Origin of the sequence: Galbibacter orientalis DSM 19592 (genome assembly GCF_000260115.1) — a bacterium.
In the GTDB taxonomy this organism is placed as follows: domain Bacteria; phylum Bacteroidota; class Bacteroidia; order Flavobacteriales; family Flavobacteriaceae; genus Galbibacter; species Galbibacter orientalis.
Genome location: NZ_JH651379.1, coordinates 965,044 through 982,972, shown reverse-complemented (window position 1 = coordinate 982,972; position 17,929 = coordinate 965,044). Strand labels below are relative to the sequence as shown.

Genomic DNA, 17,929 nt, shown 5'->3' with positions numbered 1-17,929 from the left:
AATATTAATTAATTTCAATGCAAAGAGCATCGGCAAATTACACCCTCCATGAGGGATTAAAACTACTTAGCTACGAGTGAGTCTAGATAAACTCATAAAGCAATGTAAACAGCAAGATAGAAAGGCACAAGAAGAACTCTATAAACTTTTCAGTAGAAAATTATTTAGTGTGTGCCTCAAATACTCGCGCAATCAAGTGGAGGCAGAAGACAATCTGCACGATAGCTTTATGGTTATTTTTAACAAAATTGACACCTATAATTTTAAAGGTTCTTTTGAAGGCTGGCTTAAACGAGTTACTGTAAATACCGTGCTCCAAAAATATAGAAAACAAGGCGCTTTTGATGCGCTTCCGAACAATTTAGAAGATGAAGTCTCTGTAGAAGTAACTACCGATAATGTTTCATTGGATTATTTACTGAAACTTATTCAAGAATTACCAGATAGATACCGACTCTCTTTTAATTTATATGTACTAGATGGATATTCTCACAAAGAAATAGCCGAAATACTTGGTATAAGTGAAGGGACATCAAAATCTAATTTAGCACGTGCTAAAATGGCTTTAAGAAATAGGCTTGAAGAAGATAAAAACTACCTCAGGGGAAGCCCACGAGGTATTCAAACAAAAAAAATATAACACATTTAACGTAAAGTGCTAGTGAATAAAGTAAGACGGATTAAAAAAATAAATTCAATATAAAACACTTTCTTTACAATAACAAAATAAAATACCTATTGGTATTGAAGTTAAAATGAACGACAAAAAAAATATAGAACGCTTATTCCAAGAGAAGTTTAAAGACTTCGATACTGCTCCACCAGAAAATATGTGGGAGCGCATCGATGCTTCTTTGGACAAAAAAGCAAAGCAAGACAGAAAAGTAATTCCTATTTGGTGGAAACTTGGAGGTGCAGCAGCAGCTATTGCATTATTGATTTTATTTGGAGATTTATTTTTTAATTCTTCTGAAAACACTCTTCCTAATTCAAATATTATTACAAACACAGAACAAGAAACTAACAAAGAAAACGGAAAAAATACTCTTGACGAAAATTCTATTATAAAAACCAATGATGCCGTAGCAAATAGCGCTAACAAAACTAGTGAAGAGAAGTTGACCAATAGTGAAGGTAACAATCCTAAAACTGCAATAACAAATACAAATTCTGGAATTGCAGTCCAAAATTCTTCAGATGGAAATACTGCTATAAGAAACCCTAAAAAACCTGACGAAGAAGCCAATTTGGTTAAAAATAATTTGGTTGCCAATACAACTCCAGAGAGTAAGAGTGAGAGTGAACAAAATACTGTCAACAAAAACATTATAGAAAAACAGTCGATAGCAGAAAACAATACGGAAGATGAAAGCCCTTCTGAAAAGAAAGATAATAACGAGAAAAAGTCTTTACTAGATGTTGTTGCAGAAATGGAAAAAGAGAAAGAATTGGTAGCTGTTAAGGAGCCTAAAAATTCAAGATGGACAGTTAATCCAAATGTTGCTCCTGTTTACTATAATTCTTTAAGTAAAGGATCTCCTATAAACAGCGAATTTTCTTCCAATGCTAAAGAAGGAGTTATAAATATGAGCTACGGAATTAATGTAGCTTATAATGTAAGTAAACGTTTAAGCGTGCGTTCTGGTATTAACAATGTAAACATGGGTTATAGCACCAATGATGTTAATTTTGGTCCAGCTGTTTTTGGAGCCTCACAATCGCTTTCCACTATAGATTTTAAAAGTAGCGAAACCTCATTAAATGTATCTAGTAGCGATAAGTCTCCTTCCTTTAGCCCGAACTCCAATAGTCAGTTTGAAGCTAAGACTGAAAATGTTTCTGAAGGTAGCATGAAGCAAGAGTTTGGATATATTGAAGTTCCAATGGAATTAAAATACCGATTGGTAGATAAACGATTTGGAATTAATATCATTGGTGGGATGAGTTCTTTGTTTTTAACCAGCAATGAAGTTTCTATACAATCTAGCTCTTTAACTACAGAGGTTGGAGAAGCTAATAATTTAAACGGCCTAAGTTTTAGTACCAACATTGGAGTTGGTTTGGACTATCAATTATCAAACAAACTACTTTTCAATTTAGAGCCTATGTTTAAATATCAACTAAATACATTTTCAAGAGAAGATGGTGGTTTTTCGCCATATATCTTAGGGGTGTATACAGGACTGAGTTTTAAATTTTAAAAAGTTAAACATAACATTTGACCTTTTCTAAGCAGCGCCTTTTTGATTGAATTGACGCATGCTTTGAGAATAAACTACCTCGAGGTAAACCTACAAGGTATTCAAAGGAAAATAATTTAATCCATTTTAGAGCCCTTCGGTAAACTCAGTAAAGGCTCAGGGGAAATAAAACCCTGCTTAAAAAATTAAAAATAGTTGGTTAGGTTATTTGCTTAATTGCATTTTACCTAAAGAAAATCCCTTTCCACTTGGAAGGGGATTTTTGTATTTAAGATAAATGATCATAAATAGCCTGCCTAGCATGTAACTTAATCTGAGTAGCATCTGAAGATTTTAAACCATGAGTATTCAAAAATTCCATAACTATAGCGCGTGTTCTTCCAGGAGAGCCGCTAAAGAACTCATATGAAAAGCGTTTTTTATTATCTAAAAACACAACAGGAACAATTGGAATTTGATGTTCAATAGCCAATCTAAATGCTCCTTCCTTAAATTCATCTAAAACAATATTCAAATCGTCTGGAACCCCACCCTCTGGAAAAATACATATACTCAACCCTTGTTTTAATCGGCGTTGTGCACTTTTATACACAGCTGTCCTGCTTTTAGCGGAGCTTCTGTCCACCAAAATACATACACCTTTATAAAAAAATCCGAAAATTGGAATTTTAGCTAGCTCCTTTTTCCCTACAAATACAAATGGATTTTTAGACACTTTTAGCATCATTAAAATATCAAGCATGGAGGTATGATTTCCTATAAGCATATAACTTTCTCCCTTTTCTATTTCTTGGTGGCGTTTAATAGAAGGAAACAAAAACATACCATACAGTACAAAATTTGCCCAAATATTTCTTGCAATCCAAAAAAACAAAGGATATAATTTCTCGCTAACAGTAAGTATCAATAGGATTGGAAATAAAATAACAATCGGTATTGACATTAATAAATAAAACCAAACTCTATATAAAAGCTGTAAAAAACGAATTATTATTATTTTCACACGAATACGTTTAAGTCAAATATATTATATAATTATGAAAGAAATTGCTACCTAATAAACTTACGCTTTATCCACAAGCTTTTGTACAGGCAACTACTTTGGATATAAAATACCCTCTAATGAGGATTTTTACGGAATCAAAAATAAACATTTGCAACAAACTGGTTTATACTTTTTGTAAAACATCATACCTTTGTGCGACTGTTTAAAATAGAAAAATGGCAAGAATACTTACAGGAATACAGAGTACAGGAACTCCACATCTAGGAAATTTGTTGGGTGCTATTATCCCAGCGATAAAAATGTCTGAGAAACCAGAAAACGATTCTTTCCTTTTTATTGCAGATATGCATTCATTGACGCAAATTAAGGATGGAGAAACATTAAGAAACAATACATACAATGTTGCTGCGGCTTGGCTTGCATGTGGATTAGATATAAATAGGGTTGTTTTTTACAGACAAAGTGATGTTCCTCAAACTACTGAACTAACTTGGTATTTAAGCTGCTATTTCCCATACCAACGTTTAACATTAGCACATTCTTTTAAGGACAAAGCAGACCGTTTGGATGATGTGAATGCTGGATTATTTAGCTATCCAATGCTAATGGCTGCCGATATTTTGTTGTATGATGCTGAGATTGTTCCTGTTGGAAAAGACCAGATGCAACATATTGAGATTACTCGGGATGTAGCCTCAAGAATGCATACTCAAATTGGAGAAACCTTTGTTATTCCTGAAGGAAAAGTACAAGAAGAAACCATGTATATTCCAGGAACTGATGGGCAGAAAATGAGTAAATCGAGAAATAATTTTATCAATATTTTTCTCCCTGAAAAGCAATTACGCAAACAAGTAATGAGTATTGAAACAGACAGTACTCCATTGGAAGCTCCAAAAGACCCAGATACATGTAAGGTTTTCGGAATTTATAAATTGCTTGCAACGCCAGAACAAATAGTAGATATGCGTCAAAAATATGAAAAAGGCGGTTTTGGTTATGGACATGCAAAACAAGCATTATTCGAATTAATTCTTGATAAATTCTCCACAGAAAGAGAACGCTTCAACTATTATATGGAGAATCTTAATGAAATTGATGACGTATTGGCTGTAGGTGCTGAAAAGGCAAGAAAAGTTGCTAATGATGTCCTTGGAAGAGTACGAAGCAAAATAGGGTATTAAAACTTTTTGAGGGATTAAATTACCTCAAAAAGTTTGCCGGGTAATGGACGCACAACGCCTTTCATTTCCATTGATAAAAGAATAGCCGCTAGTTTATGAACTGGCATCATACAATCCAAAGCAATTACATCTAGTAATTGCTTTTCTTTTTTCTGCAAATAATCATAAATTGTTTGTTCATTACTATCCAACTCTACAAACAATTGTTTCTGAACCGAGGCTTTAGAGTCCTCATTAAAATCCCATCCTAATATGTACACTAAATCGGCTGCTGAGGTTAACATATGCGCTTGCTGACTTTTAAGTAAGTTATTACACCCTTCACTATATTTATCGGTGCTGCGACCAGGAAAAGTAAAAACTTCTCGATTATAAGAAAGTGCAATATCTGCAGTTACCAAACTCCCACCCTTACTAGCAGATTCTACCACAACAGTAACATCTGCCATTCCAGCGATGATACGATTCCTTTTTAAAAAATTATTTCGCTCCGGCCCCTCATCACTCCAGAAATCTGTTATAAAACCTCCATTTTGCATTATGGAATCCACGTATTTAGCATGAGATTTGGGATATACCTGATTTAATCCATGCGCTAAACAACCAATAGTTTGTAATTCATTTTTAATAGCAGCATTATGGGCACAGATATCTACACCATAAGCAAAACCACTAAGAATGATTGGATCGAATGGCGTTATTTCCTCAATAAATTTTTCACAAGCAGCAATTCCATACGATGTTATTTGACGAGTTCCCACCACACTTATAATTTTCTGATGCTGCTTTCTCAAATTAATATTTCCCCTACTAAAAATAAGAATAGGACCATCTATACAATGTTTTAGGTTTCTAGGGTACTCTTCTTCTTCATAAGAAACCACATCATAATTATGGTCTCGTATAAATTGAAGCTCCTTCTCAGCATCAATTAAATTGTTTTTATTGTTAAGCATACTCAAAATATGCAATCCAATACCATCAATTTTAAGAAGGTTATTTCGCTTTTCTTTAAAAACTTCTTCAGCGCTACCACAATGTTTTATGAGCTTTTTGGCAGTTATATCCCCTATTTTGGACGCTCTGTGAATTGTTAATAAAAAAAGAAGCTCTTTATCCGTCATTTAAACATATGATTTTCAGTAATAAAAGTATAGAAAAAATTCTACTGTTGATAAAAACTGAAAAAGTATTTTCAAATCAATTCGATTTTTTTACATCTTTGCTTTATGCGAATAGAAAATTACATAAGCGATTTATTATACCGATATGAATGCGTAACTGTACCTGGGTTTGGTTCATTTATTACGCAGTATCAACCTGCAAAAGTGCATCATAATACAAATGCTTTCTATCCGCCATCAAAATCTATTGCCTTTAACGAGCAATTAAAATCTAATGACGGACTTCTAACAAAGTACATTGCAGAAGCGCAAAATATTAGTTATGAAGAAGCATCAACTAAGATTGAAGCTACCGTTCTAAGCTGGAGAAAATCTTTAATTTCAAAAGAAAAAATAGCCCTTAAAAATATTGGAGATCTTTGGTGGAGTGAAGATGAAAAAATTCTTTTCCAACCTTCATACCATTTAAACTATTTAACTTCTTCATTTGGACTATCTTCTTTCGTATCTCCTTCCATCACAAGAGAGGAATTGAAGAAAGAAGTAGAAACATTAGAAGAAAAAGCTCCAATAGCATTTACTCCTGAACGTAGGAAAAATCGTTCTTACTTAAAATATGCTGCTGTATTTTTACTTGCCTTATCCGCTGGAACTATCGGTTATAAACTTGTTGATATTCAGAAAGAAAATCAAATTCAAGTAGCGCAACAAGAAGCACAAAAGCAAATTGAAAACGATATTCAAAAAGCTACATTTTTTGATACAACTCCTTTGGAGATCCCTTCAATTACTTTGAAAGTAGAGAAACAACCTCTTAAATATCATATTATAGCAGGTGCTTTTAGAGTTGAAGAAAATGCGGATAAAAAGGTAGATCAGCTTAAAGAAAGAGGATATGAGGCTGAACGGATTGGGGAAAATAAATATGGCTTACACCAAGTTACATACGCTAGTTTTGCTGAAGTTCCTGAAGCTTTAGATTTTTTACGAAAAGTAAAAAGTGAAGAGTCCAAAGAAGCTTGGCTTTTAGTAGATGAAAATATAGAAGACTAAAAAATTATAAAAATAAAAAAAGGGTTTTGAAATATTTCAAAGCCCTTTTCTTTTACATAACCAAACTACTAACTCAAACTATAATTTAAACCCAATACCAATTCCCGCAATAAATGGGTTAATATCTACCTCTGCGTTTACTACAGCTCCCAAAGCCGAAGTTGCATCTACTTCTACATCGGTACTTAAAAACAAGTACTTGGCATCAATATTAATAAACCAACGCTTGCTTATGTCAAAATCAATACCAAACTGCATTGCTGGAGAAAAGCTATTTTCATAATCAACATTATCGGCTATTGGACCATTAGCTGCATTATAAAAAATAGTATAATTAAAACCGGCTCCTACATATGGACGTACATTTTCTTCTACATTCCAATGGTATTGAAGTGTTAAAGTTGGTGGAAGTAACCACACATCTCCTAAATCTAAATTGCCTACAGCTGTATTAATTGCTTTGACATCATGATTGGTTGTTCCTAAAATTAATTCAGCTGCAATATTTTTAGTAAAGTAATATGTAAAATCTAACTCTGGCATAAAAGACTTACTTATAGCTGCATCACCTCCAATTAAACCAATATTTGCACTTTCATCAGGAGTTACTAATATCCCACGCAATCTTACTTGCCATTTATGAAAATCGTTATGATACAACTTCTCTTCACTCTCTTGCGCACATACAATACCAGATGCAAGCACCCCAAATACCATACTTAAAAATAATTTTCTCATTGTTTGAATATTTATAAATTTATGTGGTAAAATTATTACAACTCCTAAAAAATATTAATGACATAAATCATATCATCAGAAAAAATTCTTATGTGTACTTTAAAGTATTAATGTATTTTTATACAACTACTAACATCAAAAACAAATAAAAATGAAACAACTATTCAACTTAATAGTACTATTATTAACCGTCACACTATCCGCACAAGGAACCAAAAAACATTCCTTTTCAGTTGAAAAAGATATCCTATGGGCTAGTCCAAAAGGATATGATTTAACAATGGATATTTACACCCCTAATATAGAAAAGCCTACATATCCTGTGCTAATTATCTACCATGGCGGTGGATGGCTTATTAACAACAAATCTATTATGGATGAAATGTCTCAATACATTGCTTCTCATAGCGAATATGTGGTTTGTAATGTTAATTACCGTTTACTTACCGCAAATAATAATACCACCAACATGAATGAAATTATTGAAGATGCTCTGGGCGCTGTACTTTGGACTAAGGAGAATATTTCCAAATACAAAGGGAATCCAAATGCAATTGCGGTAACTGGCGATAGTGCTGGCGGACATTTGGCAGCAATGGTTGTAAATGCAAAAGATAATATTTCTGAAACAGGATTTGAGGCAGGAAGATTAAGTTTTACACCTTCTTATTTACCTCCAAATAAAACTCTTGAAGAGCTTAAAACTTCCGATGCCTTAGCTGTTCAAGCAGCTGTATTAAGTTACCCAGCAGTAGATATATACGCTGCCGCATTGGGAGACGGTGTTAATGGCTTTGAAAGTAGCAGTAATTTCTTTTGGCAAATGGGCGAGGCTGAGGCAAGAGGAATTTTTGGAAAAGATATTAACGTAAAAGACAATCCTAATTATTACAAAATTTGCTCTCCAATATACACCATACCCAAGAAAAACGACCGAAAGCTTCCTCCTCAATTTTGCCATGTAGGCTCTAAAGATCAAACTACCACCCCTGAATCTATTAAAGCATATGTAGCTAAATTGGAAGAAAACGGACAATCAGTAGAATATTGGGTTTACGAAGGTAGAAATCACGCTTATTTAGATTCTGGAAGTAATGAGTTTTTAGGAAATTCTTTTGAAAAGGATGCCATTGAGCCTATCCATAAAATTATAAACTTTTTAGACAAGGTATTTTATCCATAATAAGTACAGAAGAACTTTATTAAAACAATTTTCATATTGTGGTATTTGCTGATATCTTTGCATAAAATTTAAACAATGCAAGCAAAAACACCTAGTGAATCTAGAACCGTAATGACCGACCTTGTTTTACCTAGTGAAACAAACCCGTTAAATAATTTATTTGGTGGTGAATTATTAGCTAGAATGGACAGAGCGGCAAGTATTTCTGCAAGAAGGCATTCGCGTAGGGTTACTGTTACTGCCTCTGTAAACCACGTAGCTTTTAATCGCGCTATTCCACTTGGAAGTGTTGTAACTGTAGAAGCATCTGTATCAAGAGCTTTTAATAGCTCTATGGAAATATATATTGATGTTTGGATTGAAGACCGAGAAAACGGACATAAAAGCAAAGCAAATGAAGCTATTTATACTTTTGTAGCGGTAGACGATACAGGAAAGCCAGTTACCGTTCCTCCTATTTCTCCAGAATCAAAACTAGAAAAAGAACGTTTTGAAGCTGCTCTAAGAAGAAAACAATTGAGTTTAGTGCTTGCAGGAAAAATGAAACCTAATGAAGCAACAGAGCTTAAAGCACTGTTTACAGAATAACTTCTTATACTAAAAAATGCTTTGATAAAATTCATCAAAGCATTTTTTATATTGTTTACACATTAAAACTAAATCACACGTTCTACATTCTATAAATCCAATTTGCTGGATTATCGGTGTGATTGTTATCATAAATCATAAATTTCAATACTGTTTCATTATTACTTGGGCTAGTAAAAACTTCTCCTATTTCTTGTTTGGTAACTACATTATCTCCTTCTTTTACATATACCTTTCCAAGATTGTTATATACAGAAATATAATTACCATGCTGAATTAAAACCGCCTTATTTCCTCCTTTTATTGCTTGTACTGCTAATACTTTTCCTCGGTAAATTGCACGTGCTTTAGAACCTGCTTCCGTTGCAATTCTAACCCCATTACTTTGTATAGTAACAGATTTTACAATAGGATGCGGTTGTTTTCCATAACGCATTTTTAAAACCCCCTTTTCAACCGGCCAAGGCAGTTTTCCTTTATTGGCCTTAAAATCTGTATCCACCAATTTGGCTTCGGCAGTTAAAGCAAAATTGGAAGATTTTGTAGCGCTTTCTCTGGTTTCCTTAGTAGTTTCCTTATTTGCAGCATTAGCTTTGGCAATTGCCTCTCTAATTAAATTATCTATTTGCCTATCAATTTCATCGGCTTGACTTTGTTTTTTGCGGATTTGAGAAGCATACTCACTTTCTTTCTCCTTAATACTTGCAATAAGTCCTTTTTGCGAATTTAATTCTCTTTCTAAAGTGGTTTGCTCTTTTTTATTTTCAGCAATTAAAGTTTCTTTTTCTTCGCGCTGCACCACCAAACCATTATTTAAATCTTGTAGTTCTTTAGTTTTAGACTGAATTTCATCGGCTTGTTCCTTTCGGTAATTCGTATACTGTTTCATATACTGAAGTCGTTTATAAGCCTGAAAAAAATCTTCAGAAGACAATAAAAACATCAATCTACTTTGCTGCGATTTGTTTTTATAAGATTTGCGAATCATTTCAGCATAATCGCTTTTTAATTCTTTTAAATCGTCTCGAAGTTTAGAGATTTTATTAATGTTATTATTTATCTGGCGACTAATAAGACTTGCTTGCTGATTGGTGACTTTTATAAGCTCTTTACGGATTTTTATTTTATGATCTAAATCTTCCACATCTTCCAAAACACTTGTTTTTTCTTGACGTTTTTGAGAAAGCAAGGTATTGAATTGTTGAATCTCTTCTTGTAAACGCGATTTACGTGCTTCTAATTCCTTTTGCTCATCACTTTGAGAATAGAGGGAGCCAAACGACATAAAAGCAATTAAAACGGCTGAAAATAAAAAATTCCGCTGACTCATATTATTTAATTTCTACTTGTTTAAATCCGCTTGGAATACTGTAAGGAAAAGAAACATCTCGGTTAAATTCAACACTATTGTATTCAATTTCAATTCTATTTTTATGCTCCTTATCTACCGCATTTATTTCAATCTCATTTGGTAAAATTTTACCATCTACCGTTTGGTAATTTTTATAATCTATGCTCAATAAACGATTTTTTGATGGTTGTGATATTTGCTGTAATGACATTTTAAAATACGTAGGCTCCAACAAAAATAGGGTTTTAAATAATTCTGATTGCTTTTCTGGCTTTAACTGATATTTATTTGCAACCGAAGAGGCATAATAAGGCTCTTTATTTAAGTCGAAAACTGCTTGTCCCAATAATAAGTTTTGTACCATCTCAAAATTTAATTCGGTTCCCAAAAGCTTATTTAAGTAAGAAAAATCACCATCAAAATAAGTATTGTCAAGTTTATTATAAAATGAAACTCGTGTTGGCGTAATTAAAACTTTAACCACAGAAAGTGTAGCGCTCATCCAAATAGCCTCATCTTTCTTCATTCTAATACTTACAGTAGTCCCTTGAGAATTCTCCCCATCGGAATAATCAATTTTAATTCTTCCTGTAAGCGTTTCAAAATCCAATTCATTTTTATAATGATTCCCAATAATGTTTTTTGCTGAAAGGTTGCTTTTCAACTCTCCAATTCCAAGTACATTTTTAGAACCACAAGAAGTAGTAAAAAGTAAGATTGTTGCAAAAATAGTTACAGAAGTCTTTCTTATTATATTCATTTAAATCTTTTACTTATTAATTATTGGAATTTATTTTTTGCTGATATTCTTTGGCTTTCTCTACATTATTTAATCCATTATAAGCAAACACCAATTCATTATAAATATTGTTTTCAAGCTGTTTATTGTCAAGCAAATACCCTAAGCCTTCTTCTAAAACATTTTTTGCCATTTCAAATTTCTGAAGCTTATTTAGAGCTACCCCTTTTAAATAATAGAATTCTGGTTGGGTTGGATAATTATCTAAAGCTTCACTACTCACAATAAGCATTTCATTATAGTCGGTACGCTGCTTTTGTTTTAATATTTGCTTTTTATAATCTTCAATTGGGTTATTTATAGAAACAGATTTCGATTCTGCTGCTGTATAATTATCTGCTAAAGCATTTATATTATTCAACATTACAACTTTAGATTTTCGTTGAACAACCTCAGATCTACTTATTCCTTGAGCTTCCATTTGATCTAAAAGCCCCATTGCTTTTTCGTAATCTTTGTTTTCAATATATAAATCAACCAAAACTATTTTATAGTTAGAATTCTGTTCTGCCAATGTTGATGCAACTTCAATTGCTTTTTCAATATTTTGCTGGTTTTTATAACAATCCAACAATGCGTCCAAATACCATTTATTTGCAGCATCTTTTGAAATTGCCTTTTCAAAGTACGGTTGTGCTTCTACATATTTATGTTGATACATATAATTTAAGCCCAACTCATAATCTATAACCTCATTTTCTGGCTCCAGCAATTTACATTCCAACAATGCGGTAATTGCTTTGTCGTAATTTTCAATTCCCTTTTGCTTAAGAGATTCGTAAAAAAACTCTTGGAAAGCATCCTCATTTGCCTGATGAGAAATATCTGCATTCGTTTCTTGGGCGTTAACAAACATGGTGGTTGTAAAAACCACTAGCATTATTGTTTTAATACACCCTTTTCTTATCATAATTCTACGAGTTAAGAAAGTAAACTACCTTAGCGCAAGCCTTAAAGCATTTAAATCTGGACTATCAAGTACAACTTTGAACTTTTTAACTTTCTAACTTTCAACTTACTCTAATACCGAATAATCTCCAATACTTACATCGGTAAACTTTCCATCAAATTTTGCAAAATTTCCAATCATAGCATTCTCTAAATTAGCGTTTTTAATTACAGCCTGCGTCTGAATTAAGCTATTTTTTATTGTTGAATTTTCTACAACAGTATCATTACCTAATGAAACATTTGGCCCAACAGTTGCATTTTTAAGTACTACATTTTCTCCAATATAGCATGGCTCAATAATGGTAGAATTTTCATTTTTTACTGAAGAAGATACCAAATCTTCTTTATCTGCTTGCAAAAACTGAAGCATTCTTCCGTTGGTTTCCACAGTAACATTTTTATTTCCGCAGTCCATCCATTCATCCACTTTTCCTGGAACAAACTTCTTTCCTTGCGCCATCATAGCTTTGATACCGTCGTTAATTTGGTATTCTCCACCGTGAATAATATTAGCATCCAACACTTTTTGTAATTCAGCCTTAAGTGCTTCCCCATGTTTAAAATAATAAATTCCGATAACAGCCAAATCCGACACAAACTCTTGGGGTTTCTCTACCAATCCAGAAATATTCTTTTCTTCATTCAACTCAACTACACCAAATGCTTCTGGTCTATCTACTTGTTTTACCCAAATAACACTATCTGCCGTTTTATCTAAATTGAAATCGGCTTTAAAAAGTGTATCAGCATAGGCAATTACACAAGGGCCGGAAAGCGATTCTTGGGCACACATAATAGCATGACCAGTTCCTAAAGGCTTATCTTGATAATAAATAGTTCCTTTAGCATTTAAACTTGCTGCAATTTCGTTTAATTTAGCTTCTATCTCAGCTCCAAAATCGTCTTTAATAATAAAAGCAATTTCTTCAATTTCCTGATCCAGTACTTTTGCAATATCTTCTACCAAACGCTGAACAATAGGTTTTCCAGCAATTGGAATTAATGGTTTTGGAATTGTTAATGTATGTGGTCTAAGTCTGGATCCTCGTCCAGCCATTGGAACAATTATTTTCATATGTTATGCCCGACAACTCGGGGTATTTATTTTAAATTAAACTTTACTAATCTAGGAAGTCAAAAATTATTTCACCCCAGTACTTCCAAAACCGCCTTCGCCACGTTTTGTTTCTGAAAGAATTTCTACTTCTTCCCAACTAATATGTTCGTGTTTTGCAATAACTAATTGTGCAATACGCTCTCCATTTTCTACTGTAAAATCCTCATTAGAAAGATTTATTAGGATAACGCCAATTTCTCCTCTATAGTCTGCATCTATAGTTCCAGGAGCATTTAATACGGTAATTCCTTTTTTTGCAGCCAAGCCACTTCTTGGGCGTACTTGCGCTTCGGAACCTATTGGAAGCTCAATAAACAAACCCGTTTTAACTATGGTACGTTCTAAGGGTTTTAACACTATTGGAGCATCTATATTTGCACGAATATCCATCCCCGCAGAGGTTATAGTTTCGTAATTTGGTAATTGATGTGTTGATTTATTTACAATTTTTACTGTCATTATTTAGTCTTTTTAATCGAAATTGATTTCATCATTTTCTTAAGTTCTTTATTCTCCAATCTATATATCAAGGTCAAAAATACTAAAAGTAAGAGTGTTCCTATAATTAGATTTCTATCGAATACATAAAAAGATAGAAATACAAAAAGAATGGACACTCCTAGGTAGCTTCCAATTTTCTTTAGATTATAAGGAATTGGATGGTTTTTTTGTCCGAAATAATAAGATAAAAGCATCATGCTTCCGTAGGCTATCAAAGTAGCAATAGCAGAGCCTTTGTAAGTTATAACAGGAATTAATATAAAATTAATAATAAGTGTTATAAATGCTCCAAATACAGAAATATACGCTCCAAAAATAGTCCGGTCGGTAATTTTATACCAAACGGAAAGGTTATGATAAATTCCTAGGCATAAGTTTGCCAGCAAAATAAAAGGTACTACCCAAAGTGCTTCCCAATAAGCTTCATTATGAATTAATAATCGTTTAAAAATATCAGCATATACAACTACAAACAAAAAGATAAACGAACCAAATATTGTAAAATACAGCGTGGTATCTGCATAGATTTCCTTAGCATTCTTTTTATTGGCATTACTGAAAAAAAATGGCTCAACTCCCAATTTAAAAGCAGTTACAAACAAGGTCATAAACGCACCCAGTTTATAACATGCTGCATAAATCCCAACAGTTTCTTCAGCAATATTTTCAGGAAGTATATATTTTAACATTAATCTATCAAACCCTTCATTTACAGAAAATGCAATTCCGGATATAAGCACAGGAAGTGCATAGCGAAACATTCGTTTCCAAAGGTAAAAATCGAGTCGTAACCTAATTCTAAAATATAGAGGAAGGATAAATATCAACCCAAAAAAACTAGCTATTAGATTAGAAATAAAAATATAATGAACCTTATTTTCAAAGACAAAGAAGTTTAAATTAGAGGCTTCATTTCTAGAAATTAACCATGGTAAGCCTAAAAAGAAAAATAAATTTAAGCCTAAGTTAATTACTACGGTTGCTATTTTTATAAATGAATATTTTAATGGCATTTCTTGGTTTCTAAGCCAAGCAAAAGGAATAACGCAAAGCGCATCAAAAAAGAGAATGAGAATACCGTATAAAATAAATTCAGGCTTGAACTCTAAAAAGGATGCAATAGTATCTTTTAATAGGTATGAAATAATAAGAAATAGACCAGAAGAAATAAAAATAGACGTAAGCGCAGTAGATTGCACTTCAGACTTTCGTTCACTTTTATTCATAAACCTAAAAAAGGCTGTCTCCATTCCATAGGAAAGCAATACATTTCCTAATATTAAATAAACGTATAACGAAGCATAGATTCCATAATCTTCCGTTGCAAGTTTATCGGTATAAATAGGTGTTAGAATAAAGCTCAACAACCTTGGTAAAACCGTAGCTAGACCGTAAATAAAAGTATGCTTAAATAATTTTTTTAAAGCTCCCAATAACGAATTATATTAAAGTGCTAAAAGTATCGATTTATAAAGACTCAACAAAACAAGGGATTAGTTTTTTAATGGCGGAACTTCTCTATAATGTATGGAAGTTGACTGCTCAATCTCAGAAATTTTATAATAGTTTACTTTTCCATTAACGGTATAACTCACAATAGCTTCCCCTTCTTCCAATTCAAAAGGCATAATTGCTTTTACTTGAGGCGGCTTATTTCCGAACTCCTTTTTTGGGTCGGCATGCATAATTATATCCTGAGGCTGTTTATTAAAAGAATAGCGTGCTATGTAGACTAAATAATTGTCTTTTTTAATTCTTTCCAACTTTACAACCTTGTTTTGGTAATATAAGCTATCTAATTCAGCCCCATTCTCATTTTCTACTGGAAGATATACGTTAACTCCATTAGCTTCTTTATTAGCTCCTGCAGTCCAAGGCTCACTTTTTACTTCCCCTAAAACAAAAGGAGGATTATCTACTAGCTTTTGTGAACTTCCACATTGCGAAAACCCCATAATAATAACTGTTCCTAAGATTATATTTAATAACCGCATCATACTAATTAATTTTATTTAAGAACTTTTTAAATCAGTTCGATATAAATATACGATTTCAAAATTGATGCCAGATTGATAAAAATCTAAATTGGGTATAAAAAAACCCCAAAGAGCTTAAAATCTTTGGGGTTGCTTAAAGTTGTATTTTGATGCAGGTTATCCCTGAACGTTTTTCATCATAATTCCCTGAAGCTTTTGCTGTAAAGCTTGATCCGCCTGTATAGCTGCTCCTAAAGCTTGATAACGGTCTAAAGACAAGCCGCTATCTTCTATAATAGTTTTCATTTTAGCCTCAAACTCAGGCTGTAATTTTTCTAATTTAGCAATAGCTGCCTTATGCATTGCTATTTCTTCTTCTGAAGCTTCTATTTCCGTATTAGGATCCATAGATGCCTTATGTATTTCATTAAAACGATCTAACTCTAAACCTTCCTCTTCTATAGTTTTTGCCATTACTTGTTGTGCTTGCTGATTCTCCTTTTGCATTGCCATGTAAGCATCTGCAAATTGTTGAAGTTCTGCATCAGAAACATTCTCTGCTTTTGCTGGAGTTACAGAAGGTTGTGCTTGCGCAAACATATTTACACTTCCTAAAATGGCTACGAATATGAGTGCTATTTTTAATCTTTTTACTGTTAACATGTGATTTCTTTTTTATTATACTAAGCGGCAAGATTAAATAATTATAGAGAACTCAAAAATAAACAAGGAATAAACTTCAGAAGTTCACAAAGGTTTAACAGAATTTGGGTTAAAAACGAGGAAAAACAATCAAAAACACAAGATTAACCAAAGAAAATCATTTTTATAAACAAAAAGAGGCTCTCTAAAAAGTATCCAAACTCTAAATGTCATCCTGAACTTGTTGAAGGATTATTTTGAGTGTTAGTTGTTTAAACTTCGACAAGCTCAGTTTTAAAAACGACAAGCTCCTTTGACAACTACAAATTACTTTTTAGAGAGCCTCTTAAGATATATTTTCTGTATTTAAAGCGCTCGCTAATTGTTCAATGCTTACAATCTTTTTGAAAATTTGACTCCGCTATCGCTACGCCTAATTGTTCAACGCTTCCGATTGGGTTCTATTTGCTCCCGTTGGTCGCTAATTGTTCAACGCCTCGGCAAGTTTGAAAATTTGGCTTTGCTATCGCTACGCCTAATTGTTCAACGCTTACAATCTTTTTGAAAATTTGACTCCGCTATCGCTACGCCTAATTGTTCAACGCCTCGGCAAGTTTGAAAATTTGACTCCGCTATCGCTACGCCTAATTGTTCAACGCTTCCGCTCCACCAACAATTTCTAAAATTTCGTTGGTGATGGCTGCTTGACGTGCTTTATTATATGTAAGCGTTAATTCTGCTTTTAAATCGGCTGCGTTGTCGGTTGCTTTGTGCATTGCCGTCATACGTGCTCCGTGCTCAGAAGCAAAAGAATCGCGAATAGCTTTATACAATTGTGTTTTTAATGACTTCGGAATTAATGTCTCAATAATTTCCTCTTTTGAAGGCTCAAAAATATAATCGGCTGAAGAACTTACTTCTTCGCTTTCAATAGGTTTTATTGGCAAGAAATCTTCTGTCTTAACAATCTGTGTAGCTGCATTTTTGAAATGATTGTAAACTAAAACAATCTTATCATACGCTCCTTCTTTATAAAGTGTCATTAATCTTTCAGCAATATCAGAGACATTATCAAAAGTAAGATCGTCGTACACTTCATTATTATTATGAGTAACGTAATGGTTCTTTTTAAGAATATCGTTTCCTTTCTTACCTATAGTTACAAAACTTACTTTTTTGCCTGCATAAGTACTCTCTGCAAGTTTATTAGAAGCTTTTATAACATTGGTATTAAAGGCTCCACACAAACCTCTATTGGAAGTTATTGCAACAACAAGCACACTTTTTACGTCTCTTTGTTCTGCAAAAACACTTCCTGCATCACCATCTAGCGTTGCACTAAGGCTTTGTAAAAGCTCGGTAAGTTTATCGGAATATGGACGCATTGCTGTGATAGCATCTTGCGCTTTTTTCAACTTTGCAGCCGATACCATTTTCATGGCACTAGTAATCTGCATGGTTGAACCAACCGATGTAATTCTACTACGTATCTCTTTTAAATTTGCCATTTTAGCC

At 33.1% G+C, this 17,929-nt stretch carries 18 protein-coding genes; 6 read left to right on the top strand and 12 right to left on the bottom strand.

Features of this window, described 5'->3' with window-relative positions:
• Nucleotides 1–76 precede the first annotated feature (76 nt).
• A complete protein-coding gene (locus JOOMADRAFT_RS04435; RefSeq protein WP_008611584.1) occupies nucleotides 77–640 on the top strand; it encodes an RNA polymerase sigma factor in 564 nt (187 codons plus the stop codon).
• Nucleotides 641–755: 115 nt separating this feature from the next.
• The gene (locus tag JOOMADRAFT_RS04430; protein WP_008611582.1) at nucleotides 756–2,201 is read left to right on the top strand and encodes an outer membrane beta-barrel protein; all 1,446 of its coding nucleotides are present in this window, start codon (nucleotides 756–758) and stop codon (nucleotides 2,199–2,201) included.
• A 268-nt stretch (nucleotides 2,202–2,469) separates the two neighbouring features.
• Here JOOMADRAFT_RS04430 and JOOMADRAFT_RS04425 read toward each other — a convergent pair whose 3' ends face one another.
• Nucleotides 2,470–3,204, bottom strand: a complete 735-nt coding sequence (locus JOOMADRAFT_RS04425) for a lysophospholipid acyltransferase family protein (protein WP_008611581.1) — start codon at nucleotides 3,202–3,204, stop codon at nucleotides 2,470–2,472.
• Between the two features lie 218 nt (nucleotides 3,205–3,422).
• Between JOOMADRAFT_RS04425 and trpS the strand changes: the two genes are divergently transcribed.
• Entirely contained in the window at nucleotides 3,423–4,391 is a 969-nt protein-coding gene (trpS, locus tag JOOMADRAFT_RS04420) for a tryptophan--tRNA ligase (RefSeq protein WP_008611580.1), read from the top strand.
• A 14-nt stretch (nucleotides 4,392–4,405) separates the two neighbouring features.
• Here trpS and dprA read toward each other — a convergent pair whose 3' ends face one another.
• Nucleotides 4,406–5,515 (bottom strand): DNA-processing protein DprA, encoded by a 1,110-nt coding sequence (gene dprA / locus JOOMADRAFT_RS04415; RefSeq protein WP_008611579.1) that lies wholly within the window; start codon nucleotides 5,513–5,515, stop codon nucleotides 4,406–4,408.
• A gap of 105 nt (nucleotides 5,516–5,620) precedes the next feature.
• Here dprA and JOOMADRAFT_RS04410 point away from each other — a divergent pair, with 105 nt between their 5' ends.
• Nucleotides 5,621–6,568 carry an HU domain-containing protein gene (locus JOOMADRAFT_RS04410; RefSeq protein WP_008611576.1) on the top strand — a complete coding sequence of 316 codons (948 nt, stop codon included), beginning with the start codon at nucleotides 5,621–5,623 and terminating at the stop codon, nucleotides 6,566–6,568.
• Between the two features lie 78 nt (nucleotides 6,569–6,646).
• Here JOOMADRAFT_RS04410 and JOOMADRAFT_RS04405 read toward each other — a convergent pair whose 3' ends face one another.
• A complete protein-coding gene (locus JOOMADRAFT_RS04405) occupies nucleotides 6,647–7,306 on the bottom strand; it encodes an OmpW/AlkL family protein (RefSeq protein ID WP_008611575.1) in 660 nt (219 codons plus the stop codon).
• A 151-nt stretch (nucleotides 7,307–7,457) separates the two neighbouring features.
• On the opposite strand from JOOMADRAFT_RS04405, the gene JOOMADRAFT_RS04400 reads away from it, so the two are divergent.
• Entirely contained in the window at nucleotides 7,458–8,489 is a 1,032-nt protein-coding gene (locus JOOMADRAFT_RS04400; RefSeq protein ID WP_008611573.1) for an alpha/beta hydrolase, read from the top strand.
• 75 nt (nucleotides 8,490–8,564) lie between these two features.
• The gene (locus JOOMADRAFT_RS04395; RefSeq protein ID WP_008611571.1) at nucleotides 8,565–9,077 is read left to right on the top strand and encodes an acyl-CoA thioesterase; all 513 of its coding nucleotides are present in this window, start codon (nucleotides 8,565–8,567) and stop codon (nucleotides 9,075–9,077) included.
• A gap of 82 nt (nucleotides 9,078–9,159) precedes the next feature.
• On the opposite strand, the gene JOOMADRAFT_RS04390 is transcribed toward JOOMADRAFT_RS04395, so the two are convergent.
• The 9 genes from JOOMADRAFT_RS04390 to atpG form a co-directional block, all read right to left on the bottom strand.
• On the bottom strand, nucleotides 9,160–10,407 hold the full coding sequence (locus JOOMADRAFT_RS04390) for a murein hydrolase activator EnvC family protein (protein ID WP_008611570.1): 1,248 nt from the start codon (nucleotides 10,405–10,407) through the stop codon (nucleotides 9,160–9,162).
• A gap of 1 nt (nucleotide 10,408) precedes the next feature.
• Nucleotides 10,409–11,188, bottom strand: a complete 780-nt coding sequence (locus JOOMADRAFT_RS04385; RefSeq protein ID WP_008611569.1) for a DUF4292 domain-containing protein — start codon at nucleotides 11,186–11,188, stop codon at nucleotides 10,409–10,411.
• Nucleotides 11,189–11,204: 16 nt separating this feature from the next.
• Nucleotides 11,205–12,137 carry a tetratricopeptide repeat protein gene (locus JOOMADRAFT_RS04380; protein WP_040879539.1) on the bottom strand — a complete coding sequence of 311 codons (933 nt, stop codon included), beginning with the start codon at nucleotides 12,135–12,137 and terminating at the stop codon, nucleotides 11,205–11,207.
• 105 nt (nucleotides 12,138–12,242) lie between these two features.
• A complete protein-coding gene (locus JOOMADRAFT_RS04375) occupies nucleotides 12,243–13,253 on the bottom strand; it encodes a sugar phosphate nucleotidyltransferase (protein ID WP_008611567.1) in 1,011 nt (336 codons plus the stop codon).
• A gap of 66 nt (nucleotides 13,254–13,319) precedes the next feature.
• Nucleotides 13,320–13,754, bottom strand: a complete 435-nt coding sequence (dut, locus tag JOOMADRAFT_RS04370) for a dUTP diphosphatase (protein WP_008611566.1) — start codon at nucleotides 13,752–13,754, stop codon at nucleotides 13,320–13,322.
• Complete coding sequence (locus JOOMADRAFT_RS04365; protein WP_008611565.1) at nucleotides 13,754–15,229, bottom strand: lipopolysaccharide biosynthesis protein; 1,476 nt, start codon at nucleotides 15,227–15,229, stop codon at nucleotides 13,754–13,756. Before JOOMADRAFT_RS04365 ends, dut begins: the two co-directional genes overlap by 1 nt.
• A 60-nt stretch (nucleotides 15,230–15,289) precedes the next feature.
• Nucleotides 15,290–15,793, bottom strand: a complete 504-nt coding sequence (locus JOOMADRAFT_RS04360) for a hypothetical protein (protein WP_008611564.1) — start codon at nucleotides 15,791–15,793, stop codon at nucleotides 15,290–15,292.
• Between the two features lie 156 nt (nucleotides 15,794–15,949).
• The gene (locus JOOMADRAFT_RS04355) at nucleotides 15,950–16,435 is read right to left on the bottom strand and encodes a DUF4168 domain-containing protein (protein WP_008611563.1); all 486 of its coding nucleotides are present in this window, start codon (nucleotides 16,433–16,435) and stop codon (nucleotides 15,950–15,952) included.
• A gap of 623 nt (nucleotides 16,436–17,058) precedes the next feature.
• Nucleotides 17,059–17,922 carry an ATP synthase F1 subunit gamma gene (gene atpG / locus JOOMADRAFT_RS04350; protein ID WP_008611562.1) on the bottom strand — a complete coding sequence of 288 codons (864 nt, stop codon included), beginning with the start codon at nucleotides 17,920–17,922 and terminating at the stop codon, nucleotides 17,059–17,061.
• Between the last annotated feature and the right edge of the window lie 7 nt (nucleotides 17,923–17,929).